Origin of the sequence: Thioalkalivibrio sp. HL-Eb18 (assembly GCF_000364985.1) — a bacterium.
GTDB lineage: Bacteria > Pseudomonadota > Gammaproteobacteria > Ectothiorhodospirales > Ectothiorhodospiraceae > Thioalkalivibrio.
Genome location: NZ_KB822962.1, coordinates 40,293 through 65,003, shown reverse-complemented (window position 1 = coordinate 65,003; position 24,711 = coordinate 40,293). Strand labels below are relative to the sequence as shown.

Genomic DNA, 24,711 nt, shown 5'->3' with positions numbered 1-24,711 from the left:
GCCTAGCGCGAGACGCCGGGCGCCCCGGTGGCGCTGTCGGGCTCGGCGCGCGCTGGGTACGCATTCGCCTGGACCGGTGCGGGCACGGGTGCCTCGGCCACGCGGGGTGCTTCTTCCAGTTCGCGGCGCATGATGACGGCCAGGGCGATGAACGCGAACAGCAGGTTGAAGTAGATCACGTCGAGGAATGCCCCGGCGGCCAGGTAGCCGAGCAACCCCACCTGGATGGCCCAGGCGTATTCCGCCAGCCAGATTTGTCCGGTCTCCAGCCGCGCTCGCTTGCGGATCCGGTTCAGCGAAAAGAACGTGAAGCCGACCAGCAGCAGGAACGTGGCGAGCCCGCCAAAGCCATGCTCGCCCATCAGGCCGAAATAGATGCTGTGCGGCGACAGCACGTGGCGCCAGTCCCCCTCGAAATTCGCGTAGCCGACCCACCAGTCATAGCCGAGGTGGTGGCTCCGAAAGCCCATCCCGGTTAGCGGCCGCTCGGTGGCCATGTTCCAGTTCACGCCCCACGCCTGGATGCGCTGCATGGCGGAACGGTCTTCCTCGTAGGTCTCGATCGTGCTCCAGCGATCCAGCAGGCGATCCGGCGCGGTGACCCCGATGACCCCGAAGGCCAGCACGCCAACCATCACCATCGCCAGTTTCTGGCGCATGTGCCAGAAGAGGAACGGCGCCACCACCAGGAATCCCAGCAGGGCCCCGCGGGAATAGGTCGCGAGGATCGCGATGGCGGTCAGCCAGAACACGCCGTAGACGGCCCAGCTGATCGGCCGGTAGAAGCGCTCCAGGCCCGGGATCTCGAGATCCACCCAGCGCTCGCGGAACAGCCGCGCGCTGATCAGGATCAACGGCAGCACCATCACCATTGCCAGCCCGATGTACGTGTTTCCGGCCAGATAGGAGCCCGGCGGGCCCAGCACCATGTACTGCCCGCCTGTGGACAGTGTGAACAGGCCGCCCTTGAACCCGTAAAAGGCGATGGAGAATGTAATAACTAATAACAGCCAGACGATACGAAGCTGACCGAATATCAGCATGGGTGTGATAAATGTAATCAGGAGGATCTTAAAAACGTGCTGCCAGAAGTCCCATGCACCGCTGGAATTTACCGCAAAATACGAAGTCATGGTGATGTAGCCGAGAAAGACCCATAACATCACCATCTCGCGTGTCATCGGCATCGGTCGCCGATCCTTGGCCAGAAACAGCGCGGCCAGCGTCGTCATGCCGATGACAGCGGCCACCGGGAAGGTGCGCATGAAAGACCAGGTGAGGCCGTGCGGAGCCATCAGGCCGACCCAGAACCAGGCCGGGATGCCGACCCAGGGCCTTGCCAGGATCACCGGGATCAACACCATGATTATAAAAAACAGCAGGTAGTCGCGCATCGCAGAGAGTTCCGCTATACAGCAGTACGTGCGTGTCGATCAGCATACCGACACATGAAAACGGCGATAGTATTCAGCCCATTCGAAGAGTAGCCTATTTACCGAACGAGTGGGTATGGGGTTGTAAAAGATTCGTACTCGGCTGCGTGCCGAATCCACATTGACGGAGTCCGTTCTGATCATGCGTTACACCACCCTCCTGCACGAAGGCGTTCTGCACAGCGCCGAACGAAACCCAATGGCCTCGGCCATCACCCATCGGGGTGTCACGCAGTCCTACGAGGCGGCCGCCAGCGACATCGAGAACGCGGCGCGACGGCTACTCGCCACCGGGCTCCAGCGACAGGACCGGGTTGCGGTGTATCTGGACAAATGTCCGGAGGCGGTCCATGCGATGTTCGGGGCCTCGCGGGCGGGAGGGGTGATGGTCCCTGTCAACCCGCTGCTGAAGGCCTCGCAGGTCGCGCACATCCTTCGGGACTGCGGGGTGCGTGTCCTGGTCACGTCCGCCGTGCGCCATGCCGCGCTGCGCGATGTCCTGGCGCAATGTCCGGAGCTGGACACCATCCTGTTCGTGGACACACCGCCCGACGCCGAAACATCGGGCGGGCCGCGGCTCGAGGCCTGGCAATCGGCGGCGGATTTCGGGCTGGGCCGGCCGGCCCATCGGGTCATCGACACGGACATGGCGGCGATCCTCTATACCTCTGGCAGCACCGGACGGCCCAAGGGCGTGGTGCTGTCGCACCGCAACCTGGTGGCCGGCGCGCAAAGCGTCGCGCACTATTTGCACAATCGCGCGGAGGACCGGATCCTCTGCGTGCTGCCGTTCAGCTTCGATTACGGCTTCAGTCAGTTGACCACCGCGTTCCTGACCGGCGCCCATGCCACCCTGCTCAATTACCTCCTGCCCCGCGACGTGCTGAAGGCGGTGAGTCAGGGCGGGATCACCGGGCTGGCGGCAGTGCCACCGCTGTGGATCCAGCTGGCCGAGATGGAATGGCCGGAGGCCGCGCGGCGATCCCTGCGCTACATCTCGAACTCGGGCGGCGCGATGCCCCTGAAGACCCTGAAGCGTCTGCGGGCGCATCTGCCGCGCACCCAGGTCTATCTGATGTACGGCCTCACGGAGGCCTTCCGTTCCACCTATCTGCCGCCCGAGGAGGTCGATCGTCGCCCCGACTCGATGGGGCGGGCGATACCCAATGCCGAGGTCATGGTCGTGCGCGAGGACGGCAGCCGTTGCGCGCCCGGAGAGCCCGGGGAGCTGGTCCATCGCGGGGCCCTGGTCGCGATGGGCTACTGGAACGATGCCGCGCGTACGGCCCAGCGCTTTCGCCCCGCGCCGGGGCAACCCGAAGGCCTTCCGGGCCAGGAAATGGCTGTGTGGTCCGGGGACACGGTGCGGATGGACGAGGACGGATATCTGTACTTCGTCGGCCGGCGCGACGAGATGATCAAGACCTCGGGGTACCGGGTGAGCCCGGTGGAAATCGAGGAGGTTGCCTATGCAACGGGGCTGGTGACCGAGGGGGCGGCGCTCGGTATCGCGCATCCGCAGCTGGGCCAGGCCGTCGTCCTCGTTGCGCTGCCCGCCGAACCTTCGGTGACCCATGACCAGTTGATGGCACTGCTGCGCGAACGCTTGCCGGCCTTCATGGTGCCCGGCCACCTGGAGCTGCGGTCGCAGTCCCTGCCTCGCAATGGCAATGGCAAGATTGACCGCAAGGCGCTGGCGGCCGAGTTCGAGGGCCTGTTCCAGGAGGTCGCCCTGTCATGAACCGGGAGGTGTCCACGACCTCTGCCCCCCGTCATGCGGCGATGGCAGCCTTCGAGGTGCGCGACCACTCGCTGTTGATCGGCGGTATCCCGCTGGCCGAGATCGCTCGCCGCGCGGGCCGGACCCCGTTCTATGCCTATGACCGACAGGTCATGACGCGCCGCGTCCACGGACTGCGTCAGGCCCTGCCCCGGGATCTGTCGATCCACTACGCGATCAAGGCGAACCCGATGCCGGCGGTCGTGGGCCATATGGCCTCGCTGGTCGATGGTCTGGATGTCGCCTCCGGGCGCGAACTGCAGATTGCCCTGGACGCCGGGGTGTCCGCGGCCGATATCAGCTTCGCCGGGCCGGGCAAGTCCCCGGCCGAGCTGGAGATGGCGGTGGCCGCGGGGATCACGATCCACCTCGAGTCCGATACCGAGCTGACGCGGGTCGCGGCGATCGCCGAACGCACCGGCAGGACGCCCTGCGTCGCGGTGCGCGTGAACCCCGACTTCGAGCTGAAGACTTCGGGCATGAAGATGAGCGGGGGGCCCAAGGTGTTTGGCGTGGATGCCGAGCGCGTGCCCGAGATGCTGGGGCGTATTGGCGAGCTGGGGCTGCACTTTCGCGGCTTTCACATCTTTGCCGGCTCGCAGAACCTGCGCGCCGAGTCGCTGGTGGAGGCCCAGGGCCTGACCCTGGACCTGGCATTGCGCCTCGCCGACCATGCTCCGGGGCCGGTGGAGACGCTGAACATCGGGGGCGGTTTCGGCATCCCCTATTTCCCGGGCGATCAACCGCTGACCCTGGGCCCCATCGCGGAGCAGCTCGAGCGGCGTCTGCCAGAGGTTCGCGCGCGGATGCCGCAGGCCGAGGTCATCCTCGAGCTGGGTCGCTACCTGGTGGGGGAGGCGGGCGTATACGTCGCCGAGGTGCTGGACCGCAAGGTCTCGCGCGGCCGGGTATTCCTCGTCACCAACGGGGGCCTTCATCACCATCTGGCGGCCTCGGGCAACTTTGGCCAGGTGATCCGCAAGAACTACCCGGTCGCCATCGGCAACCGCATGGGGGAGGCCGCCAGTGAAGTCGTCGACATCGTCGGGCCGCTGTGCACCCCGCTGGACGTTCTGGGCCAGCAGGTGGAGCTGCCTCGCGCGGAGATTGGCGATCTGGTCGTGGTCTTCCAGTCCGGGGCCTATGGTTACACGGCCAGCCCCAGGGGCTTCCTTAGCCACCCGGAGCCCGCGGAAATCCTCGTCTGACGCGAGGCGTCGGGTGTCAGGCGTGCCCGGCGGCCAGCTGCTGGAAGTGCGTGCTGCCGTCGACCAGCATCTCCCAGCGGCCCTGGTCGACCAGACGCCCGCCATCGAGCACGTAGATCTGGTCGCAGGGTTTGACGGTGCTCAGCCGGTGCGCGACCAGGATGATCGTCTTGTCGCCGCTCAGGTTGTGAATGGCATCCATCACGGCGCGCTCCGTGGCGTTGTCCAGGGCGCTGGTGGCCTCGTCGAAGAACAGCACCGCCGGGTCGCGGTAGAGGGCCCGGGCAATGCCGATGCGCTGACGCTGTCCGCCGGACAGGCGGGTCCCGCGTTCCCCGATCAGGGTGTCGTAGCCGTGCGGGAGCTCGTTCATCACGAAGTCGTGCAGGTTGGCCAGGCGCGCGGCCCGCTCCACCGCGGCATGATCGATCTCGGCCTCCGGTACGCCCAGGGCGATATTGGCGGCGACGCTCTGGTCGGCCAGAAAGATGTGCTGCGGGACATACCCGAGCGCCGCCTGCCATTGGCGCACGTTTGCTGGCGCTAGCGGCTGACCGTCGACGAGAATCGCGCCCTCTTCGGGTTCCAGCAGCCCCAGCAGCAAATCCACCAGTGTGCTCTTGCCGGCCCCGGATGATCCCACCAGGCCAATGGTCGTGCGGGCGGGTATTTCCAGCGAGAGTTTGTCCAGCGCGGGTCGATCATGCTGTGGATAGCGATAGGTCACGCCCTCGACCCGAATGGCCTGCTGCGGCGCCAGTGGGGCAAAGCCCTCGCCGCGCGGGGGCTGGATGTCGCCGCCGCGGTCACCCAGGTCCTTCAGGATGTTGTCGACCGCCGCAAAATTGAAGCGCAGGGCCGCCACGTTCTGGAAGATCTTCTGGAAGGCGGGAATCAGCTGCTTGCCCGCCAGCGCATACAGGCCAAGCAGGGGGAGGGCCTGGGCGAGGCCCCCGTCGCCGGCCATCAGGTACAGCACGAGCAGCAGTACGCCACCAAAGGCGATCGCCTCGATCGCGTATTGCGGGGTGTCCTGCAGGAGTACCGCATTCGCCTGGTGCCGGGCATAGCGCCTGGACGGGTGCCGGTAGCGCTCCAGGTAGTCGCGCTCGCGCCCCAGCAGGCGGATCTCCTTGGCGCCCGCGAAGGCCTCGGCCGCCGCGGTGAAGCGCTCGCGGTTGGCCTCCACCCGGTCCTGTCCGATCCGGTTCAGCCAGATTCGGGCCACGATGTAGATGGCCGCATAAACGCTGCCCAGACCCAGGGCCACGGTGAGCGCGAGCCACGGCTCGACCAGGATGAGCAGGGCGATAATCGAGACTGCCAGCAGGCCCTGGCTGACCAGCCGCATGGCCGGCATTACCGCGCCACTGATCGCGTGCGTAGTCTCCTGCAGGATCGTCTTGGCCAGGTCACCGGAATTGCGGTGCAGAAAGAAGGTATAGGGCCGCCGCAGATAGTCGGCCATCAGGCGGCGGGACAGTTCGTATTGCTGCATGTGGGAGAAACGGGTGATCGACCACTGCGTCAGCGCCTGCAAGAGCGTCCCGAGCATGAACATCACAAACGCGGCTACCCCCAGAAAGTAGAGAAACTCTCCGGTCGACTCGAACCCGAGGGTGTTGTACGCCTCGTTTAACAGCGCGTGGCCGTGAACCATGTCCGGGTCGGACAGCACTGCGAGAAACGGCATCACCGAGGCGACCCCTACGGTCTGCATGAACGCGGCGATGATCATGAGGATCACCAGCAGGCCGACCTTGCGCCGATCCCGGGGGTGCAAAAGGGCGTTCAACTTGCGCAAGGTTCCAAACATGAATCAACCGGTTTTCAGTATCGAGATCCCTATGACGTATAGCGTTTTTTTACCCTCGAGGAAACGGGAAAGTGAGTCCTGACGGGGCGGAATGGCGCGTTAATTACAAAACTCATGCGGTCGTCCAATTCGAAACATCAGGTAAATCCCCCGCGGTCGGGATTGCGTGATTTAACAGGTTTCCGGATTCTCCCAGAAGAGGGTGGACAGCCCGCTATCGGCGAGTATTCAAGTAAAACCGCCGCCAGCAGGAGCGGCCTCCATCCCGTACATTTGTGACTTCAAGGAGTGGTCGGATGGCCATGGACGAGTTCGGTTTGCACGCCGGTTTCCTGCACGCGGCAAGGCAGTTCGCGGATCGCCCGGCGCTGGATGTGGAGGGGGGCGAGATCCGTTATCGGGATCTCTACGCCGCCAGTGCCAGCCTGGCTTCAGCCCTTCAGGCCGTCCTGCCCGCCGACGGGCCGCGCACGATCGGCGTCCTGGCCCAGCGCTCGCGCATCCTGTATCAGGGCCTTCTCGGGGTGCTGATGGCCGGGCACACGCTGGTACCCCTGAATCCGTCCTTCCCCCCCGAGCGAACACGGCGGATGGTCGACCTGGCCGGCCTGGGGGCCCTGGTTGTGGATGCCACCGGGATGCAGTCGCTGGATGGCTGGCTGGGGCCGGAGCATTCCGACTGTGCGATCTGGCTGCCGACCCGGGAGGACTGCGATGCCTTTCAGTCCCGCTGGCCCGGACATGCCTTCCATGCCATGGACGAGGCGTCTCTCCCCAAGGGATGGTCGCCGGCCCCGGTCAATCCCGACGATCTTGCCTGTCTGTTCTTCACCTCGGGCAGTACCGGCGTACCCAAGGGCGTGGCCGTGCGTCATCGCAATGCGGCCCGGTTCGTCGCGATGTCGCGGGAGCGCTATGACCCTCTGGGGCTGAGCGAGAATGATCGGTTCTCGCAGTTCTACGACATTACCTTCGACTCCTCGATGTTCGACCTGTACGTGGGCTGGGCCTACGGGGCGTGTCTTTGCTGCCCCTCCGCCCGCGAGTGGTTCAACCCCAACCGCTACATTGCCGACAAGGCCCTGACCGTCATCGACATCACGCCGTCGGCCGGCCATGGCATGAGTCGCCGCAACGGCTGGGCCCCCGGCCGTTTCCCCCACCTGCGGCTGTGCCGCTTTGGCGGCGAGGCCCTGTCGGCGGAACTGGCCAGGATCATGGCGGCCGCCGCGCCCAACGCCACGATCGACAATGCCTACGGGCCCACCGAGTGCACCGTCGATGCCTGTTTCTACCGCTGGGATCCCGAGCGGTCGCCCGCGGAATGCATACACGGGATGGCCCCCATCGGCTATCCGGGCAACCAGGTCGGCATTCGCGTGGTCGACGAGGCCTTTCACGACGTGCCGGAAGGGGACGAGGGCGAACTCCTGATCAGCGGGCCGCAGGTCAGCGCCGGGTACTGGAAGGACCCGGAGCGCACCGCGGCTGCATTCATCCGGCTCGGGGACGACAGCGCCCTGTATTACCGCACGGGCGATCTCGTGCGGCGCCCGTATCCCGGAGAGCCCCTGCAATTCCTCGGGCGCTTCGATCACCAGATCAAGATTGGCGGCGTGCGCATCGAACTGGGCGAGATCGAACAGGCCCTGCGCGAGGCCGCGGTGACCGACCAGGCGGTTGCGATCGGCTGGCCGCGCACCGCGAGCGGGGCCTCCGGCATCATCGCGTTCGTGGTCGCCGAACACGCCGACGCGGAGAGGATTCGGGAACAACTGAGGCAGCGGCTCCCCACCGTGATGGTGCCGCGGGAGATCCATCTTCTGGACGAGCTGCCGCTGAACGCGAATGGCAAGGTCGATCGCAAGATGCTCGTCGAGACGCTGCAGGCGGCCGAAGCGTGAATCGCTCTGCGCTTGCAAACCCGGCCACTGCGAGGGCGGCGAGATGATGGATGCGCTGGTGCAGTTGCGCTCCTCCCTGCACCGGCACGGCTGGTGGCGCACCCTGGCCCTCATCCCGCGGAACATCCTGTTCCGGCTGACGGACTTCGATCGCAAACATGGCACCAATACCGGCATGCAGGCCGAAGACGATGCGGGCCTGCCGCGGGAGCACGAGGGATACGAGGGCGCCCCGCCACGCCTGTTCCACAGGATCATCCGCTCCCTGGACATCGCCCCCGCGCGCTATGCGTTCATCGATCTGGGGTCGGGCAAGGGCAAGGCGCTGCTACTCGCGTCGCATCACCCGTTTCGGCGGATCATCGGGGTCGAGTACAACCCCCGCCTGGATGCGATCGCCGCCGCGAATGCGCGGATCTACCGGCACCCCGAGCGCTGCATGCACCGGATCGAAACCGTCTGTGGCGACGCCGGTGCGTTCGAGTTGCCGCCGGGCGACCTGCTGATCTACCTGTTCAACCCCTTCAAGGCCGCGATCATGGAGCGCATGCTCGCGAACCTCGAGAGCGCCCTGCAGGCCGACGGAGAGCGGGACGTGCTGGTCGTGTACCAGAACCCGACCCAGCGAAGGCTGCTGGACGAGGCCCCGTTTCTGGAGCGGGTGGCCTACCGGGAGTACCGCACCAGGCGGCTGCGAAAGATGCCGATCGGTCGTGTCGCGGTGTACCGAAACCACTGAGGCCCTGCGCGCGCCTAGCCCCGCGCGAGCAGGGCCTTCACCGTACTGGCCCCCAGATACCCCCAGGTCTTCATGCGCCCCGGTCGGCGGACCAGGGCCTGCAAGAACGCGCGCCGGGCGATCCGTGGGTCCCCCTCCCAGTAGTGGTGGTAGCCAAAGGTGAAACAGGCATTACCCAGGCGCTCGCGAACCCGGGGCCAGGGGGTCTTCTCGCCGTTGGGTCCCACCAGACCCCAGCGGCCCAGCGCCCGCTGGACGACCTCGACCTCGTAGTTCACATCCGGGTACTTGGTCATGCAGCCACGCCCGTGCAGTCGATAAAGGGCGGTGACCCGGTCCAGCTGGCGGTATTCGGTCAGTCGCGAGGCGCGAATCCAGTAGTCATAGTCCTGGCCGCGCTTGAGTTGCGGGTCGAACGGGCCCACTTGTTCCACCAGCTCGCGCCGCATCATCACCGTGATCGTATGCGGCAGGGATTCCATCAGCAGCTGGTTGTACACCCAGCCCGAACCCTCCGGGACAATCCCCGGTGTCTCGGTCACCGGGACCGGGGGATCGGCCAGGGTATGGGGTGGGGCGAACTGTCCGTTGGCATCCGGTTTCCACGCCAGAAAATCCGTGTGTACCAGGCCGATCTCCGGGTGCTGCTGCATGTACAGCACCTGCGCGGTCAGCTTGCCGGGCAGCCAGACATCGTCGGAATCGATGAAGGCGATGAAGTCGCCCTGTGCGGCCGCGATGCCCGCATTGCGGGCCACGGCCGCCCCCTGGTTCTGCTGGGTCAGTAGCGTCAGACGGTCGCCATACCCGCGCAGGACCTCGACCGTCCCGTCGGTCGAGCCGTCATCCACCACGATCAGCTCGATGCCGGGATAGTCCTGATCCAGGACGCTGTCGACCGATTCGGCAATGTAGGCCGCCGTGTTGTAGGCGGGCATGATCACCGACACCAGTGGCTTGCGGGGGAGTCCCTCCGGCTCGGCCGAGGGTGTGCTGTGCGCCAGGGAAGTTTCCATGGGGGACATCATCCCGGGCTTTGCCCTGGCACCTGGCGCAGCCAGTCATGGGTCCATGTTGCAACCTGGTCGCGCCATTCACGGCGGGAAAAGGTGTGGTTCGCGTCCGGCAGTTCGCGCAGGGTCACGCGTGGCTGTCGCAGCAAGCCGTCCCAGGCCGGTGCATGGCTGGCCACATCCCGAAACTCGGCGGCTGTCAGGTCCTCTCCGCTCAGGACCAGCAGGATCGGCCCGCGAAAGCGGCGCCAGCCCTCGGCCATCCGGTCCGGCAGGGGGGCCGACGAAACATCGGCACGGCCCTCGTCGGTCGCAGCCGGGGAAGCCCCGGTACGGCGGCCCAGTACCGTGCCGACCATCCGTCCCAGGGAGCGCAGGGAGACCCACGGGTTGAAACGCCCCTTCAGGGCGCCTGACCAGAAGTCGCGCGAAACAAGCCGCTGGAGGTAGTAGGTCTTCAGGTAGGCGCGGGCCAGGCCCTCGTCGGTGCGGACCCACGGGTTGGCCAGCACCAGGCCCGCCACCCGGGGGTCCCGCCAGGCATAGAACAAGGCGGCGGAGGCCGCACCGCACAGACCCCAGATTACGACCTCGCGCATGCCCGGCACCTCGGCCGAGAAGGTATCCATCGCCGCGCGCAGGTCATCGTGCACTTCTTCGTAATCGCGCTGGGCGCCGGACGAGTCGCCCATGCCGCGGAAGTCGAAACGAAATACCGGGACCCCTTGAGCCGCCAGGTCGCGCGCCAGGAGCAGAAACTGGCGATGGCTGCCGACGCGATACTGCGGGCCGCCCACGGCGATCAGCACACCTCGCGTGGCCCCGGCGGAACCGGGGTGGAGAATGCCGAGCAGCTCATCCTCGCCCAGCCGGAAGACGACCGCCCGCTCGTTCATGCCGCCCGCCCCAGGGATACCGTGTGTCCCAGGCAATCCATGGTGTGTTCCAGCAGGGCCGGGACCTCGAGGATGTCCGGCGCATTCCAGAAGGGTTCGCCGAGGACAACGGAGGCGTGTGCTTCCACCCCCTGCTCGCGCCACGCATCCAGCGTCCGGGTGCTCCCCGGGGACAGAGCAGCGCCCTCGCTGTCGCTGACCTCGAACCAGTACACCGGCCCGTGTGGCGGTGGTGCCAGCCGGGCTTTTGCCAGTGCCTCTGCCAGGGCCGGCGCCAGGGTATAGCCGGCGACCTCGATGGCTTCTCCCGCCTCCAGTCGGCCGCGCAGCTGCCCCGTGCTTTCCTTCTCCCCGCCCATCATGGCGGCGGCCATGCGCAGGCGGAGGAACTGTGTCAGGTGCTGTTCGCCGTTGGTGACCGGTTGCCACAGCACGGTCGCCGCCACCGACGGGGCGCGTGTGGCCAGAAGCTCGCTGATCAGCAGGGCGCCCGCGCGCAGTCCCCAGAGAATCAGGGGCCCCTGGTCGTCGGATGTCGCCTCCAGGTGATCCAGGCAGCGCGCGAGGTCGTCGAGCCAGGTCTCCCAGCGCGCATCGCCAAAATCGCCTCCGCTGTCGCCGCAGCCGTACAGGTCCGGCAGCAGGACGGTGTAGCCCTCGCGGGCCATGAGTCGGGCTTGCAGCGCCACCATGCGCCGGGCCTTGTTCAGCTCCTCGGCAAAGGGTGGTACGAACAGGACCCGCCCGCGGGCCGGGCTCCGGGCGGTCGGATACAGGACATAAAAGACTGGTCCGGCGCAGCCCGGCAGGAAACCGGCCTCCATCTAGGCACCATTCTTGTGTTCAACGAAATCGACCAGGGCGCCGACGGTCTCGAAGGTCTCCGCACTGACGTCATCGTCATCGATCACGATGTCGAACTGTTCTTCCATCTCGTTGATCAAGGAAACCACCGCCATGGAGTCCAGTTCGGGGACCCCGCCCAGCAGAGGGGTGGAGCGGTCAAAGTGCTGGGCGCGGCCGTTCAGACCAAGGGCGCTGTCAAGCAAGGCCTTGATGTGCTCGAGCGTCGACATAATGCTGATCTCCTGTTCCCTGGTGGCGCATTCCACATACTTCCGGAAGCCCTATTGTGAAAGTTTGTGGCCGACAACTGGAGACCTTGCGGGTACCAAATAATCAATACTTTAAAGTGGTCGGCAGTCCCTCCATCATTGAGTTTTAACTTTTGCCGGCATTTTTGTTTGCTGTAAGGCAAACGCGGAAATGTATATATCGGCATGCCCACGGACGCCATCACAGGCGGGCGTTTGAACGCCACCGAAGGCGACAGGAAGGCCAATGGCGGGACTATGTGGATGGTTTGGGTCGCCCAGGGAGGCGGCGGGCGATGTCCTCGGCCTGCAGGAGGCCGGGCTCCCTTCGGTCCCGGGTGAGTCCAGTGCGCGCTGTGATGGCCCCCGGGGCGGGTGTCTGGTCCAGGGCGGCTGGGTGGCCCAGGCCCCGGATGGGCTGATCGCGGCCATCGCCGGCCACCCCCGGTGGCGGGAGCGCGGCCTGCAGCGCCTGGCGCTGGAGCAGTCGCCCGGACATGCCTTGCTGGACGCCTACCGGCGTTTCGGCGATGCCCTGTTCAGCCAGCTGGCGGGGGATTTCGTGGTGGCGATCCTGGACCCGCAGCGGCCGCGCCTGCTCGCGGGCGTGGACCGTATGGGGCAGGCCTCGCTGCACTGGGCGGCGGTGCCGGGCGGGGTAGTCTTCGGGACCACTGCGGGCAGTGTGGTTCGCTATCCCGGTCTGAGCCGCGAGCCGACCCCCTCGGGGCTTTATCACTACCTCTTCTTCCATATGCTGCCCGCACCGGTCAGTGTGTTCGCGGGCGTCGAGAAGCTGCGCGCCGCGCACTACCTGGACCGCCAGGCGGACACCATCCGCGTGAGGTCGTACTGGGTCCCGCATTTTCGCGAGGCGCGCATGGGCGATGCCGCCGAGATGGGCACGGCCCTGCGGGATCAGCTGCGCAATGCCGTCAAGCAGCAGCAGGAGACGCCGAAGCCGGGGGCCTTTCTCAGCGGAGGTCTGGACAGTTCGACCGTGGCCGGGCTCCTGGCCGAGACCACCCCCGAGCCGCCGCCGACATTCAGCATCGGTTTCGATGCCCCGGGTTACGACGAGATGGAGTACGCCCGCATCGCGGCCCGGCACTTTGCGACCCAGGCGAACGAGTACTACGTGACGCCGGACGATGTCGTCGCTGCCGTCCCCCTGATTGCCGGCAGTTATGACGAGCCCTTTGGCAACTCCTCGGCACTGCCTGCCTATTTTTGTGCCCGCATGGCGGCACAGGCGGGCGTGACCCGGCTGCTGGCCGGTGATGGTGGCGACGAGCTGTTTGCCGGCAACGCACGCTATGCCAAGCAGGGCCTGTTCGAGCACTGGCAGCGCCTGCCGCGCCCCTTGCGCCAGGGCATGCTGGAACCCCTGGCGACCCGCATCCCCCAGGGGGCCGGCTGGCTGAGCAAGGCGCGCCGCTATGTGGAGCAGGCGCGCATCCCGCTGCCCGATCGGCTGCAGACCTACAACTACCTGTACCACCTCTCGCCCACGGCGATGTTCGAACCGGACTTTCTCGCGGCCGTGGATACCCGGGCCCCGTGGGATTTGATGCGCGAGATCCACGACCAGCCGGCACACGCCTCGTCGCTGAACCGCATGATGTACCTGGACTGGCAGCAGACCCTGGCCGACAACGACCTGCGCAAGGTCACTCGGATGTGCGAGCTGGCCGGCGTGGATGTCGTCTTTCCGATGCTGGACGACGACGTGGTGGAGTTTTCCCTGGGCATCCCGTCTGACCAGAAACTGCGCGGGCAGCGGCTGCGCCACTTCTACAAGGAGGCGATGCAGGGCTTCCTGCCCGACGCCATCATCGACAAGAAGAAGCATGGCTTTGGTCTGCCCTTCGGGGTGTGGATGCACGACCACGCACCACTGCGCGAACTGGCCTATGACAGCCTGCTGCGCCTCAAGGGGCAGGGCTTTTTGCGGCCACAGTTCATCGACGAACTGATCGCGCTGCACCGCGACGGACACGCGGCCTACTACGGCGACATGGTGTGGGTGCTGATGATGCTGGATCTCTGGCTGCACGCCCCGCCGAGCGAGATGCCGGCCGAAGCGCGCGCCCAGGCGGGCGGTTACTGAACCCGGCAGACCACGTGCCGGAGCTTGCCGCCGGCTTCCGGGGCGATCGCCTCGACCTGGCGGATCTCCATCGTCAGGGATTCCCCCAGGGCCTGTGTGAAGGCACGCCGCAGGCCTTGCTCCACGGCCTCGGCCAGTGGCTCGTCGAGGACCAGCAACAGCTCGACCCGGTCCGGCGCGTGCTGGATGATCTTGTACGAGCGCAGCCCCGCGATCTCGCGCAGGCAGTAGTTGAAATGACTGCCGTGCACCCAGCGGCCATCGAGCGCGACCAGGCCGTCGTTGGCCCGGCCCTCGATCTCCCGCAGCAGCGGCAGGCCGCGCCCGCAGGGGCAGGGCGCGGGGTCCAGCGCGCCACGATCACCGGTACGGTAGCGGATGAAGGGATACTCCGGGCCCATCAGGTTGGTGACCACGATCTGTCCGGTCGCGCCGGCCGGAAGCGGGCGGCCGGCATCGTCCAGAATCTCGACGATCAGCGCCTCGGCCGTCAGGTGCAGCCCGCCATGCGGGCACTCGCGTGCGATCAGGCCGGCATCCCGGCCGCCATACTCGTTCGCGACCCCGCAGCCCAGTACGTCGGTGATGATCGCCCGCCATTCCGGGCGCAGGACCTCCGACGTGGTAAAGGCCACCCGAATGCCCAGATCATCCAGGCACCGCCCCTGTTCCCGCGCGCGTGCGCAGACCCGTGCCAGTACGGAGGGATAGCCGAAGATCATGCGCGGGCGGAACTCGCGAATCTGGTCAATGATGGCATCGACCCGTGCCCGGTCGAGGTCACGGGCCGGGACCAGGCGCGAGCGCAGTACGCGGTCGCGCCAGGACCGCAGGCGATTCTGTACGTCGGTCTCGTTCGGTGCGCCCCACAGGACCAGCTCGCGATCGCCAATGTCGACGCCCCACCAGCGGGTCGCGCGCCACTTGGCGGCGATGTCCATCGCAATGCGTTCGTGGCCCAGCCAGAAGGCCAGCGGTTCGCCGGTCGAACCGCTGGTACGTTGCGCGACCAGGCCTTGTGCCCCCTCGGCCCGCCACCCGGCGCCTGCCTGGCGCAGCACGGCCTTGTCGATGACCGGCAGGCGCTCCAGATCCGCAAGGCTCGTCAGTGCGCGGGGTGACCAGTCCTGGTCGGCAAACCACTGGCGATAGAACGGTACCTGTTGTGCGACGCGCTCGAGCAGGATCTGCAGGCGGGTCAGCTGCAGGTTCTCCAGCGCCGCGGGTGCCCACCACTGGGTCGCCTCCAGCGCCTTGCGCAGGGGCACCGTCGGGTGCCCCTTCAGCCGTTCGTGTACGGGAAACGCGCCATGCGCGACCAGCGAGGTGTACAGCCCCATCTTCAGGCGCGCCTTGGCAGGCGGTGGTCCACGGGCCCGGCGATCGTCTCGAAGGCCGCGACCAGTTCCGGAATCCGCACCCGCCAGTCATTCGCCCGCGCATGGGCCAGGATCGCCGCGCGGTCCCACTCGCGACCCAGGGCCTCGTGGATCGCCGCGCGCAGTGCGTCATGATCCCCGTACGGGACGATCAGCCCCACCTGCTCCGAGGCGACGACCTCGGCGTTGCCCCCCACATCCGTGGTGACGATGGGCAGCCCGCAGGCCGAGGCCTCCAGGAAGACATTCGCCCAGCCTTCAAAGCGCGTGGCCAGCACGAACAAGTCCCCCGCGGAGTATACGAACCGTAGCGCGTCGGGCGCGACGGGCCCGAGGAACCATACCCGGTCCTGCAGCCCCAGGGACTGGACCTGCTGGCGCAGCTCGGCCTCGTTGTTGCCCTCGGGGGTCCCGCCTCCGGCAATCACCAGGTGCAGATCCCGGTGCTGTTGCAGCAGTTCCGGCAGGGTTGCGATCACGCGGTGAAAGCCCTTGCGCTCGGACAGTCCGCCGACGGAGATCAGGAACCGCCCCTCGGCGGGCAGCCCCAGGCGTTGCCGGGCTTGAGCCCGATCCTCCGGCTTGAAGCGGTCGAGATCGGCCCCGTTCCCCACGACCTGCAGATGATCGGGCTCGATGCCCCAGTCCAGCGCCTCGTCGCGCAGCGCGCTGGCCACCGAGAACACCCGCGCCGCATCCTCCAGCGCCCGGCGAATCTGCCCCCGGTGCAGTGGCCGGTCGCGGAAACGGTTCAGGCTGCCGCGCAGGGTGATGGTGTAGGGGTGGTGCAACCAGCGCGACAGCCAGCGCGCGGCGACCCCGTCGGGATAGATGAAATGGGCATCGATCACGTCGAAGCCGAGTTCGCGCTGCAGCCGACGCATCAGGCGCAGACTGCCGAGCGCCTGAAAGAAGCCGTCGGTCCACTTGAACAGGCCCGGGATACACAGGAAACGGGGGTGGTAGACGCGAATCGAACCCTGTCTCTCGAAGGCCGGCAGCGGCGGTCGGGCGTGCGGGCGCAGGCGCCCCAGCCAGTTCTGGAACGGGAACCAGGGCGCCGGAGCGACGACGACCAGATCCAGATGTTCGGCGACCCGGCGCATGCGCTCGCGCACGAACAAGCCCAGATTGGGCTGTGCCGCGTTCGGGTACACGCGCGTGAAGACCATCAGACGTGGCCGCCGCTCATCCGGCACGCAGCACCTCCGGCCGGGCCCGCAGCCCGTCGTAGACGGACTGGTAGCGAGCGACACTCGCCGCCCAGGTGCGCTCCTGTTCCACGAAGCGCCGCCCGTTCTCGCGCACCCGTGGCCAGTGTTCCGGGTGCTCCAGTGTCGCCAGCACCCGGGCGGCCAGGGCTTCGGGGTTGTCGGCGGGGAACAGCCAGCCGGTCTCGCCATCGCGGATCAGTTCCCGGTGGCCGCCCACGTCCGATGCCACCAGCAGGCGCCCCTGGGCCATCGCCTCCAGTGGTTTCAGCGGCGTGACCAGCTCGGTCAGGCGCATCGAATGGCGTGGATACACGAGCAGGTCGACCAGGTCGTAGTAGCGCTGTACCTGGTGATGCGGGACGCGCCCGGTGAAGATGACGCGGTCCTGGATGCCGAGGCGTTCGGCCTGGGCCTTCAGGCGTTCGGCCTGCGGCCCGCCCCCGACCAGCAGGATGCGGACGTCGGGCGTCCGGGCCTGGATAAGCGGACAGGCCTCGAGCAGGGTATCCAGTCCCTCGTAGGCATAAAAGGACCCGAGAAAGCCGAGCACACGGGCGTCACCCAGACCCAGTTGGGCCTTCAGGGCGGGGTCGGGCTGACCGCCCAGGTGGAAGTCATCCGCGTCCACCGCATTGGGGATCACGGTGACCCGTTCGGGCGGGATCCCGCGCGCGATGATGTCGCGGCGCAGCCCCTCGCAGATGGTGGTGACATGGCCCACGCGCTTCAGGGCATAGGTCTCCAGCTCTCGCGTCAGGCGGTAGCGCAGCCCATGTTCGCGGGCGGTGCCATGGTCGACCGCGGCGTCCTCCCAGAATGCCCGCACCTCGTAGACCACCGGAATGCCCAGCCGGCGACCGGCACGCAGGGCCGGCAGGGCATTCAGCGCGGGCGAGTGCGCATGGATGATGTCGGGTGCGACCTGGCAGGCGACGCGGGTCAGCCGCTGGGTCAGTGCCTGCATCAACCCCCATTGTTCCACCCCCGGGATCGCGCTCGGGTTGTAGGTCGTGCGGTAGAAATGCAGGCCGTCGATCGTCTCCTCGTCGGTCTGGGCGCCGGTATGCTTGGGGCTGGTCAGGTGACACGTCTGCCAGCCCCTGCGGTGCTGTTCGCGCAGGATGGCCGCGGTGCGAAAGGTGTACCCGCTGTGCAGCGGGATGGAGTGGTCGAGGACGTGGAGGATCTTCATGCCGCCGCCCTCGCTTCGTCGCCCGGCGCCGGTCGGGTCACCACGAGCCAGAATCCCAGGCAGCGCAGCGTGGCCTTGTCGAGCCCGCGAAACGGCGCGGCCAGATAAGGGGCCACTGCAGCCACATCCTCGTCCAGTGCCTCGGCCGTGGACTCGATATGCCGTATCACCAGCCCCGTGTTCTCGATCGCCTGCCGGTAGCGGTCCAGACGCCAGCGGTTCGGGACCCCCTTGCCGGCATACATCCAGTGCCACAGGCCGACCGGCCAGGTGAGAAAGTCGAGCGGATTCTCGCGGTGCAGGCCATGACTCTTGAGGTCCACCTGGTGGACCGCCAGCGCCCCCGGTTTCAGGGCCTTCGCCATGTCGCGAAAGGTCGCGTCCAGGTCGTTGACGTGTTCCAGCACCGCGCGCGAATAGATCAGGTCGACGTCGGCGTTCAGGCCCGACAGTCCATCCCGGGTCACGCGGTATTCCAGCCGCTCGCGGCGAAACCCCGAGGCCGGATCGCCGGGGTGCTCGAAGCAGGCTGCAGCCCGTTCGCGCGCCTCGGGGTCCAGGCCGTCCAGCAGGCACTGCAGGACCTCCAGCTGAAAGGGACTGCGCTGCGACAGTGCAAAGCGGTCGACGCAGGTTACCCGGGCCGCGCCATGGGCCAGCATCAGCAGGGCCACGCCGGGTACGTCGCCGGGCCCGTACTCCAGCAGGTGCTTGTCGCGAAGCGCGTCCTCGATCGCCTCGGGCGGGACCTCCAGCTGATCGAAGTAGTCGAAGAAACAGGTGGTGAAGTACTGCGCCACGGATTCCGCCGTCTCCGCGCCCCGACCACGGCCGGTCTCTTGGGTCAGACGCACATAGAGTCCGGGGGCGCCCCGGGCCAGGAGGTTGCTGAGGATCGCGCGGGTGGCACGCGAGGCATCGGCAACGGGGTGGCGTCCATACATGGCTAGGCTCCAGGCAGGACGCAGCCGCTGCGCGGGCTGGTCGGTTGCACCTTGTCCAGAAAGGTCTGGAACATCATCAATGACCACAGCGCCGCGCTGTGATCGCGCGCGCCCCGGCCATGCTCGTCGACCAGACGCCTGAGGGTGCGTTCGTCGAACAACCCGGAATCACGCATCTGCTCCCCCAGCACCCGCTCGTGCATCGCCTCGCGTAATGGTCCCCGGAACCAGTTGGCCAGGGGTACGGCGAAGCCCCGCTTGCGCCGATAGAGAATCGAGTGTGGCAGGTAGGGCTCCATCGCCTTTTTCAGGACCGCCTTGCCTTCGCCGTCGCGCAGCTTCAGTTCCGGTGCGAGGGTGGAGGCCCACTCCACCAGCGGGTGATCCAGCAGCGGCACGCGGACCTCCAGCGAGTGCGCCATGCTGGCGCGGTCGACCTTGGTCAGGATGTCGCCCGGGAGGTAGGTCTTGAGGTCCAGGTACTGCACCAGCGAGAGCGGGTCATCGGTCGGGGCCCGCCCGGCATGGGCGCGCAGCACCTCGACCGCCCCGTAGCCCTGCAGCTCGCGGCGGAATGCGGACGAGAACAGCGTGCTGCGCTGCTCGTCGCGCAGCACCGACACGCCCTGGAAGTAGCCCTCGACCGCATCCCGTGCCAGTGCCTGAAAGGTCGCCCGAGCGCGCAGCGGGCGCGGGGCCCAGTCCGCCTTGGGGTAGACCTGGGCCAGGCTGCCGAACAGCACGCGCCGCAGGCCCAGGGGCAGCGGGTTGCGCAGGCGTTCCTCGGCGAGGTGGTGCCGATAGCGGCGATAGCCCGCCAGGGTTTCGTCGCCCCCGTCGCCGGACAGCGCGACCACGACCTGTCGGCGGGCCTGCTCGCAGACGCGGTAGGTCGGCAGGGCCGAGCTGTCGGCAAACGGCTCGTCGTAGAGATCGCCCAGACGCTCCAGCAGGGCAAAGTCATCGGGGTCGACCTCGCGGTTGTGGTGGTCCGTTGCGTAGCGCTCGGCGACCTCCCGGGCATAGCGTGACTCGTCATAGGCGGGGTCGGCAAAGCCGATGGAGCAGGTGCGCACGGGCTCGGAGGAGAGCCCGGCCATCATCGCCACCACGGCGCTGGAATCCACGCCTCCCGACAGGAAGGCCCCCAGCGGCACCTCGGCCACCATGCGGATGCGTACGGCCTCGCGCAGGCGTTCGCTCAGCTCCTCCGCCGCCTCCGACATGCCGATGGGGGTGGCTGTCGCAAAGGGGACGTCCCAGTACGCGCGCGGACTGGCGGTGGAGCGCTGGTTGCGGCGTACGCTCAGCGTATGTCCCGGTGGCAGCTTGTGGACGCCGGACAGAATGCTGCGCGGCTCGGGCACATAGCCATAGGCGAAGTATTCCTCGACCGCGCAGGGGTCGAGCTCGCGCGTCTGCCCGGGATGGGCCAGCAGGACCTTGAGCTCGGAGCCAAAGATCAGTTGGCCATCCGGGAGTTCGCTGTAGTAAAGCGGCTTGATGCCCAGGCGATCCCGCGCCAGAAACAGGGTCTGGGTGTGGCGATCCCAGAGGGCGAAGGCGAACATCCCGCGAAAGCGCTGGACGCAGTCCTCGCCCCATTCCTCCCAGGCGTGCACGATGACTTCCGTATCGCAGTGGGTACGAAAGCGATGGCCCGCCCGCTGAAGTTCGTGGGTCAGCTCCGGGAAGTTGTAGATCTCGCCGTTGTAGGTGACGACGACGCTGCCGTCCTCGTTGAACAGCGGCTGCTGGCCACCCTTGAGGTTGATGATGGACAGGCGTCGGTGCGCCAGCCCGACCCCCGGTTCCAGGTGGATTCCACCTTCGTCCGGGCCCCGGTGGAACTGGGTCGCATTCATGCCCTCCAGGCAGGCGCGATCGATCGGGCGCCGCCCGTTCAGATCGAAAATACCGGCGATACCGCACATGTCAGCGTCCCATCGTTTCGTGTTGTCGCCGGCGGCCCCCCGCCCGAACCGAGGGGGTTCGGGCGTTGGCCCTGTCCAGCAGGCTGTCGTAGACCCCGAGGTAGCCGGCCACCATGGCGTCCAGGCTGAACGCGGCCTCGGCGCGAATGCGGGCCGCCTGTCCCATGCGCTTGCGGGTATCCGGATTGGCGAGCGCATTACGGATGGCCTCGGCGAGGGCAGCGGGCGCCCCTGCGGGGACCAGGGTCCCCGTCTTTCCGGGGGTCACCAGGTCAGGATTGCCGCCGACGTCGGTTGTGATCACCGGGAGCCCGGAGGCCATGGCCTCGAGAATGGTGTTGCAGATCCCCTCGGCCAGCGAGGGGAGGACAAAGAGGTCCATCGCCCGCAGGCACTGCGGGATATCCTCGCGGGCCCCCGGCAGCCATGCCTGTTGCGCGACCCCGGCGGCCTCCAGACGCTGGCGGGCCTGTTCCCTCAGCGGGCCGTCTCCCACGATCACCAGGCGAAGACGGTCGAAGGGCACTGGGGCGTTTTCGCGCAAGGCGATGAATGCCTCCACCAGATCCAGTGGGGCCTTCACCGCCTGCATCCGCATCACGCTCCCGATCACGATGGCCTCCGGGCCGGCAAAGCCCGGGGGCCAGGGGCCTGCGCGGGTGCCCTCGCGCGGGTGGAAGCGTCCGGTATCCACCCCGTTGCAGATGTGCGCGACCCGCTCGGTTCCGACACCAACCCGTTGCTGCAGGTAGTCCATCTGATGGCGCGACAGGGCGATGTACCGGCCGACCAGGGGGCGCACCAGCCGTCGCATGTAACGATGCTTGTCGCGGGAGCCATCGAGGTCGGCAATATCCCAGCCATGCTCGCCATGTACCCGGGCGCGCACGCCGGCCAGGGCGGCGGTGACCTGCCCCTCCAGCGTGGCCAGATTGCGGGTGTGGACGATCGCGGGCCGCAGTTCGCGCAGCAGCCGCCACAGGCGCCGATGCACCCCGAAGTCCTTGCCCTCGCGCTTGTGCAGGGCATGCAGGCTGACGTCCTCCCGCTGCAGGCGCTCGCTGAACCGCGTGTAGTCGGTCATGCAGATGATCGCGTGCCGGTAGCGCTCGGCGGGCATGTGATTGAGCAGGTTGACCAGCCCGTTCTCCATGCCGCCGACATCCAGGCGATGGATGACATGAGCCACGCATGGGCGCGGGTCGGCGGCGCTGTCCTGGGGTGTCCGGGTATTCATCGCTGGCTGACGTCCTGCAGCTGTTCCAGCACCTGTGGCATCGCGGCCTCCACATAGGCGCGCATTGCGTCCTCTGCCGGCTGCAAGTCGTCTCGGTACTCGGCATAGACCACGATCAGTGCGGCATCGTCGCGCCCGCCCAGCAGCCGGCTCGCGGCCTCGCGGGCCTTGACCTCGAAGGGCCGGGTGGTGAGATGTCCGTTCGCCCAGTACCACTGCCACGCCACCATCTGCTGCTGGCGGCCGCGCAGCAGGACCCGCTGCGGATCGGGATAGCCCGCGACCTCCGCCTGGCCACGGCGGGTCTGGCTCCACTCGGCCCGCTCCCGGCCCGCCAGCGTGTTGTGCCAGCCGAGCATGTTTCCGTGGCGCGCCTGTTCGCGGTAGAAGCCTACGTGCATCCCGACTGCGGCCTGTGAATCGTTCACGACCCAGCCCCCGCGCTCCGCACGCATGAACTGGTAGCCGGGTTGCCAGCCGGGCCGCTCCTCAGCGGGCACGGCGGTCCACCCGGAAGGCACGACCGGCCCGGTGCCCAGCCCCTGTACCGGGCCGAGATCCCGGGTGTCCATCCAGTGGGCATAAACGGGACCCAGCGTGACCACCAGCGCGGCGATCACCGCCATGTGAGCAAAGCCCATGGCCCCGGTCTGTTGGGCTGGTGCGGGGGGGCGGCGGGCGGGGGCTTCTTCCGTACCATCCTCGCGCCAGAGGGCGCCGATCCAGAACATCAGAAAGATCACGACACCGAAGAAGACCCAACCGTAGAGCAAGTGGTCGGCACCCGCGGCATATTCCATGTCGCTCAGGTGCCCGATCATCACGATCATGTAGGCACGCAGGCCATTGGCGATGATCGGGACGATGATCGCGACACCGACAAACGCCAGCCGCCGCCAGAGGCTGCGGTACATCAGGTAGGCGTACAGCGTCCCCAGCGCGACCGACGCAATCAGATAGCGCACGCCGCTGCAGGCCTCGACCACCGACCAGCGTCCGGTTGGCAGTTCGAAGTGCAGGCCGTCGCGGTAAATCGGTATCCCGGACAGCTGCACGGCCGCGACGGTGAACTCCGCGGTGAAGTCCATCAGCGGCGGCACCAGAAATTCACCCAGTGGGACCGCGAACAGCAGGTAGGCCAGGGGAAACTGCAGGATACGCACGACCGCGGTGCCCATGACCAGCCACACCAGGAAGGGGATCATCAGGGTCGCGGCAAACTGGCGCACCGAGATGACATCCACCAGTTCGCCCATGACCCAGGCAAGCCCCAGCAGCACGATCGGTACCAGCGCCAGGGGATAGGGGCGGGGCGATACGGCTGCCAGTTCGTCGCGCTTGAGATAGACCAGAAACAGGACGATCGGCACGACCAGGAACCCGTGCGCGAAGGTATCCGAACGCGCCCAGGTATCCACCATCGAGACGAAGGTGGGCGCGAACACGATCAGCGTGGTCGCAATCAGGGCGGCCAGCGCCAGTACGGGAGCCCACCACCGCTGCACCAGCGGCTGGGACATCACGGTGGCCGGCGTGCTCATGCATCCCCCCGGGAGGCGATGGCCTCGCTCTCATGCGCCAGCCCGCTCTCGAGATAGTCGTGCAGGCACGCGAGGTTGCGGCCCCAGTCGTAGTCCGTGGTGATGCGTCGGCGGGCGCGGGCGGCCATCCCGGGATCGGGCTGTTCCAGGCACTGCAGGACCGCGCGGGCAAACACCTCGGGGTCAGTATCGGCCTCGATCACCTCGTCGTTGCGTACGGCGGTGATCCCCTCGAGCGCCTGCGGGGAGGCCACGACCGGCCGCGCCAGCGCCATGGCCTCGAGCACCTTGTTCTGGACCCCGCGCGCGATCCGCAGGGGCGCCACCGAGACCGCGGCGCCGCCGAGCCAGGGGCGCATGTCCTCCACCGGTCCCACGACCTCGACGCCCGGCTGGCGCTCCAGTTCGCGGACCTCCGGCGCCGGCCGACTGCCGACAATGTAAAAACGCACATCCGGATGAACCTGGCGAATGCGTGGCAGGACGGATTCAGCGAACCAGACCACCGCCTCCACGTTCGGCCAGTAATCCATGGCCCCGCTGAACACGATCGGCTGGACATGATCCGGGTAGGGGCTTTTCTGCGGGATCTGCTGCGGGTCGAAGTACGCCGCATCCACGCCATTGTTCAGTGCATGTACCCGCTCGGCACTTTCCGGCGCCAGGGCCCGAAACGTCGCGGCCTCGTCCGGTGATACGAACAGGCTGGCCTCGCTGCGCGCCGCGACCTGCCGTTCATAACGCAACAGCTGACGGCCCTCGCGGCGGTAGATCGCGCTCATCGGCCAGGGCTTGCTGGCGGCGTACTGGGTCCACTTGTCGGAGTCGACATCCACGAAGTCCACCACTCGCGTCAGGCCGGCCCGGTGCGGCAGGTATTGCGCCATTGCCGAGGAGAACACCAGCGCACGGGTGATCTCCTGCTGCTCCAGTACCTGGTTGACCCAGTGCTGCAGCGCCGCATCGCGATACCAGGGCAGGGTCAGCGGCTCCTGTGTCAGCAGGCCGCGCAGGGCGCGCCATTTCGCGCGTCCCGGCGAGAGAGGGCGCACGCAGACGCCCGCGCAGCAGCGCTCCAGCTCTTCGACGCAGGCCGCATCGGCCGGGTCGTCGATAAAGGTGCCCAGGTAGACCCGATAGCGCCGTGTCAGATCGCGCAGGATATGGTGCGAGCGAATCTTGTCGCCCTTGTTGGGCGGCCACGGGATTCGATGGGTCAGATAAAGAACGGCATCCATTGCAGGTTCACCCGTTGCCACAGTTGAAATTCAGAAACC

19 protein-coding genes are annotated in these 24,711 nt (G+C 67.2%); 5 read left to right on the top strand and 14 right to left on the bottom strand.

Annotated elements, in window-relative coordinates; translation table 11 throughout:
* Positions 1–2: 2 nt before the first annotated feature.
* Positions 3–1,394 carry a putative O-glycosylation ligase, exosortase A system-associated gene (locus F813_RS0103060; protein WP_017925514.1) on the bottom strand — a complete coding sequence of 464 codons (1,392 nt, stop codon included), beginning with the start codon at positions 1,392–1,394 and terminating at the stop codon, positions 3–5.
* 181 nt (positions 1,395–1,575) lie between these two features.
* Between F813_RS0103060 and F813_RS0103055 the strand changes: the two genes are divergently transcribed.
* Both F813_RS0103055 and F813_RS0103050 read left to right on the top strand, forming a co-directional pair.
* The gene (locus F813_RS0103055; RefSeq protein WP_017925513.1) at positions 1,576–3,174 is read left to right on the top strand and encodes an acyl-CoA ligase (AMP-forming), exosortase A system-associated; all 1,599 of its coding nucleotides are present in this window, start codon (positions 1,576–1,578) and stop codon (positions 3,172–3,174) included.
* 41 nt (positions 3,175–3,215) lie between these two features.
* Complete coding sequence (locus F813_RS0103050; protein ID WP_038059960.1) at positions 3,216–4,421, top strand: pyridoxal-dependent decarboxylase, exosortase A system-associated; 1,206 nt, start codon at positions 3,216–3,218, stop codon at positions 4,419–4,421.
* A gap of 16 nt (positions 4,422–4,437) precedes the next feature.
* On the opposite strand, the gene F813_RS0103045 is transcribed toward F813_RS0103050, so the two are convergent.
* Positions 4,438–6,237: an ABC transporter ATP-binding protein gene (locus tag F813_RS0103045; protein WP_017925511.1), complete on the bottom strand. Its 1,800-nt coding sequence runs from the start codon at positions 6,235–6,237 to the stop codon at positions 4,438–4,440.
* Positions 6,238–6,533: 296 nt separating this feature from the next.
* Between F813_RS0103045 and F813_RS0103040 the strand changes: the two genes are divergently transcribed.
* Complete coding sequence (locus tag F813_RS0103040) at positions 6,534–8,141, top strand: amino acid adenylation domain-containing protein (protein WP_012983888.1); 1,608 nt, start codon at positions 6,534–6,536, stop codon at positions 8,139–8,141.
* A 43-nt stretch (positions 8,142–8,184) separates the two neighbouring features.
* Positions 8,185–8,880, top strand: a complete 696-nt coding sequence (locus tag F813_RS0103035; protein ID WP_017925510.1) for a class I SAM-dependent methyltransferase — start codon at positions 8,185–8,187, stop codon at positions 8,878–8,880.
* 14 nt (positions 8,881–8,894) lie between these two features.
* Here the strand turns inward: F813_RS0103035 and F813_RS0103030 are convergent, their stop codons facing one another.
* The 4 genes from F813_RS0103030 to F813_RS0103015 are packed head-to-tail and all read right to left on the bottom strand — an operon-like array spanning position 8,895 to position 11,865.
* Positions 8,895–9,896, bottom strand: coding sequence for a glycosyltransferase (locus F813_RS0103030; RefSeq protein ID WP_017925509.1), 1,002 nt, complete (start codon positions 9,894–9,896; stop codon positions 8,895–8,897).
* Between the two features lie 8 nt (positions 9,897–9,904).
* Positions 9,905–10,789, bottom strand: a complete 885-nt coding sequence (locus F813_RS0103025; RefSeq protein ID WP_017925508.1) for a hydrolase 1, exosortase A system-associated — start codon at positions 10,787–10,789, stop codon at positions 9,905–9,907.
* Positions 10,786–11,613, bottom strand: a complete 828-nt coding sequence (locus F813_RS0103020; protein ID WP_017925507.1) for a hydrolase 2, exosortase A system-associated — start codon at positions 11,611–11,613, stop codon at positions 10,786–10,788. The genes F813_RS0103025 and F813_RS0103020 overlap by 4 nt, the downstream gene beginning before the upstream one ends.
* Positions 11,614–11,865 (bottom strand): acyl carrier protein, encoded by a 252-nt coding sequence (locus F813_RS0103015; protein WP_012983883.1) that lies wholly within the window; start codon positions 11,863–11,865, stop codon positions 11,614–11,616.
* 415 nt (positions 11,866–12,280) lie between these two features.
* Here F813_RS0103015 and F813_RS0103010 point away from each other — a divergent pair, with 415 nt between their 5' ends.
* The gene (locus F813_RS0103010) at positions 12,281–13,993 is read left to right on the top strand and encodes an asparagine synthetase B (protein WP_017925506.1); all 1,713 of its coding nucleotides are present in this window, start codon (positions 12,281–12,283) and stop codon (positions 13,991–13,993) included.
* Here the strand turns inward: F813_RS0103010 and F813_RS0103005 are convergent.
* The 8 genes from F813_RS0103005 to F813_RS0102970 are packed head-to-tail and all read right to left on the bottom strand — an operon-like array spanning position 13,987 to position 24,672.
* Entirely contained in the window at positions 13,987–15,333 is a 1,347-nt protein-coding gene (locus F813_RS0103005; RefSeq protein WP_017925505.1) for a phenylacetate--CoA ligase family protein, read from the bottom strand. The two genes, F813_RS0103010 and F813_RS0103005, sit on opposite strands and share 7 nt — an antisense overlap.
* 2 nt (positions 15,334–15,335) lie before the next feature.
* Positions 15,336–16,571, bottom strand: a complete 1,236-nt coding sequence (locus tag F813_RS0103000) for a glycosyltransferase (protein WP_012983880.1) — start codon at positions 16,569–16,571, stop codon at positions 15,336–15,338.
* On the bottom strand, positions 16,561–17,778 hold the full coding sequence (locus F813_RS0102995; protein ID WP_012983879.1) for a TIGR04063 family PEP-CTERM/XrtA system glycosyltransferase: 1,218 nt from the start codon (positions 17,776–17,778) through the stop codon (positions 16,561–16,563). The genes F813_RS0103000 and F813_RS0102995 overlap by 11 nt, the downstream gene beginning before the upstream one ends.
* Entirely contained in the window at positions 17,775–18,722 is a 948-nt protein-coding gene (locus tag F813_RS0102990) for a class I SAM-dependent methyltransferase (protein ID WP_017925504.1), read from the bottom strand. The genes F813_RS0102995 and F813_RS0102990 overlap by 4 nt, the downstream gene beginning before the upstream one ends.
* A 2-nt stretch (positions 18,723–18,724) precedes the next feature.
* Positions 18,725–20,656 (bottom strand): XrtA/PEP-CTERM system amidotransferase, encoded by a 1,932-nt coding sequence (locus tag F813_RS0102985; RefSeq protein ID WP_017925503.1) that lies wholly within the window; start codon positions 20,654–20,656, stop codon positions 18,725–18,727.
* Between the two features lies 1 nt (position 20,657).
* Positions 20,658–21,893, bottom strand: a complete 1,236-nt coding sequence (locus F813_RS0102980; RefSeq protein ID WP_017925502.1) for a TIGR03088 family PEP-CTERM/XrtA system glycosyltransferase — start codon at positions 21,891–21,893, stop codon at positions 20,658–20,660.
* A complete protein-coding gene (xrtA, locus tag F813_RS0102975) occupies positions 21,890–23,434 on the bottom strand; it encodes an exosortase A (protein WP_017925501.1) in 1,545 nt (514 codons plus the stop codon). The genes F813_RS0102980 and xrtA overlap by 4 nt, the downstream gene beginning before the upstream one ends.
* Positions 23,431–24,672 (bottom strand): TIGR03087 family PEP-CTERM/XrtA system glycosyltransferase, encoded by a 1,242-nt coding sequence (locus tag F813_RS0102970; RefSeq protein WP_017925500.1) that lies wholly within the window; start codon positions 24,670–24,672, stop codon positions 23,431–23,433. The genes xrtA and F813_RS0102970 overlap by 4 nt, the downstream gene beginning before the upstream one ends.
* Between the last annotated feature and the right edge of the window lie 39 nt (positions 24,673–24,711).

Excerpts from the sequence above, each read along its gene's own strand:
- F813_RS0103045 (WP_017925511.1), bottom strand. The coding sequence starts at position 6,237 with ATGTTTGGAACCTTGCGCAAGTTGAACGCCCTTTTGCACCCCCGGGAT.
- xrtA (WP_017925501.1), bottom strand. The coding sequence starts at position 23,434 with ATGAGCACGCCGGCCACCGTGATGTCCCAGCCGCTGGTGCAGCGGTGG.
- F813_RS0103015 (WP_012983883.1), bottom strand. The coding sequence starts at position 11,865 with ATGTCGACGCTCGAGCACATCAAGGCCTTGCTTGACAGCGCCCTTGGT.
- F813_RS0103060 (WP_017925514.1), bottom strand. The coding sequence starts at position 1,394 with ATGCGCGACTACCTGCTGTTTTTTATAATCATGGTGTTGATCCCGGTG.
- F813_RS0102985 (WP_017925503.1), bottom strand. The coding sequence starts at position 20,656 with ATGTGCGGTATCGCCGGTATTTTCGATCTGAACGGGCGGCGCCCGATC.
- F813_RS0103005 (WP_017925505.1), bottom strand. The coding sequence starts at position 15,333 with ATGGGGCTGTACACCTCGCTGGTCGCGCATGGCGCGTTTCCCGTACAC.
- F813_RS0102995 (WP_012983879.1), bottom strand. The coding sequence starts at position 17,778 with ATGAAGATCCTCCACGTCCTCGACCACTCCATCCCGCTGCACAGCGGG.
- F813_RS0102980 (WP_017925502.1), bottom strand. The coding sequence starts at position 21,893 with ATGAATACCCGGACACCCCAGGACAGCGCCGCCGACCCGCGCCCATGC.
- F813_RS0103055 (WP_017925513.1), top strand. The coding sequence starts at position 1,576 with ATGCGTTACACCACCCTCCTGCACGAAGGCGTTCTGCACAGCGCCGAA.
- F813_RS0103035 (WP_017925510.1), top strand. The coding sequence starts at position 8,185 with ATGATGGATGCGCTGGTGCAGTTGCGCTCCTCCCTGCACCGGCACGGC.
- F813_RS0103020 (WP_017925507.1), bottom strand. The coding sequence starts at position 11,613 with ATGGAGGCCGGTTTCCTGCCGGGCTGCGCCGGACCAGTCTTTTATGTC.
- F813_RS0103030 (WP_017925509.1), bottom strand. The coding sequence starts at position 9,896 with ATGGAAACTTCCCTGGCGCACAGCACACCCTCGGCCGAGCCGGAGGGA.
- F813_RS0103050 (WP_038059960.1), top strand. The coding sequence starts at position 3,216 with ATGGCAGCCTTCGAGGTGCGCGACCACTCGCTGTTGATCGGCGGTATC.
- F813_RS0103025 (WP_017925508.1), bottom strand. The coding sequence starts at position 10,789 with ATGAACGAGCGGGCGGTCGTCTTCCGGCTGGGCGAGGATGAGCTGCTC.
- F813_RS0103040 (WP_012983888.1), top strand. The coding sequence starts at position 6,534 with ATGGCCATGGACGAGTTCGGTTTGCACGCCGGTTTCCTGCACGCGGCA.
- F813_RS0102990 (WP_017925504.1), bottom strand. The coding sequence starts at position 18,722 with ATGTATGGACGCCACCCCGTTGCCGATGCCTCGCGTGCCACCCGCGCG.
- F813_RS0102970 (WP_017925500.1), bottom strand. The coding sequence starts at position 24,672 with ATGGATGCCGTTCTTTATCTGACCCATCGAATCCCGTGGCCGCCCAAC.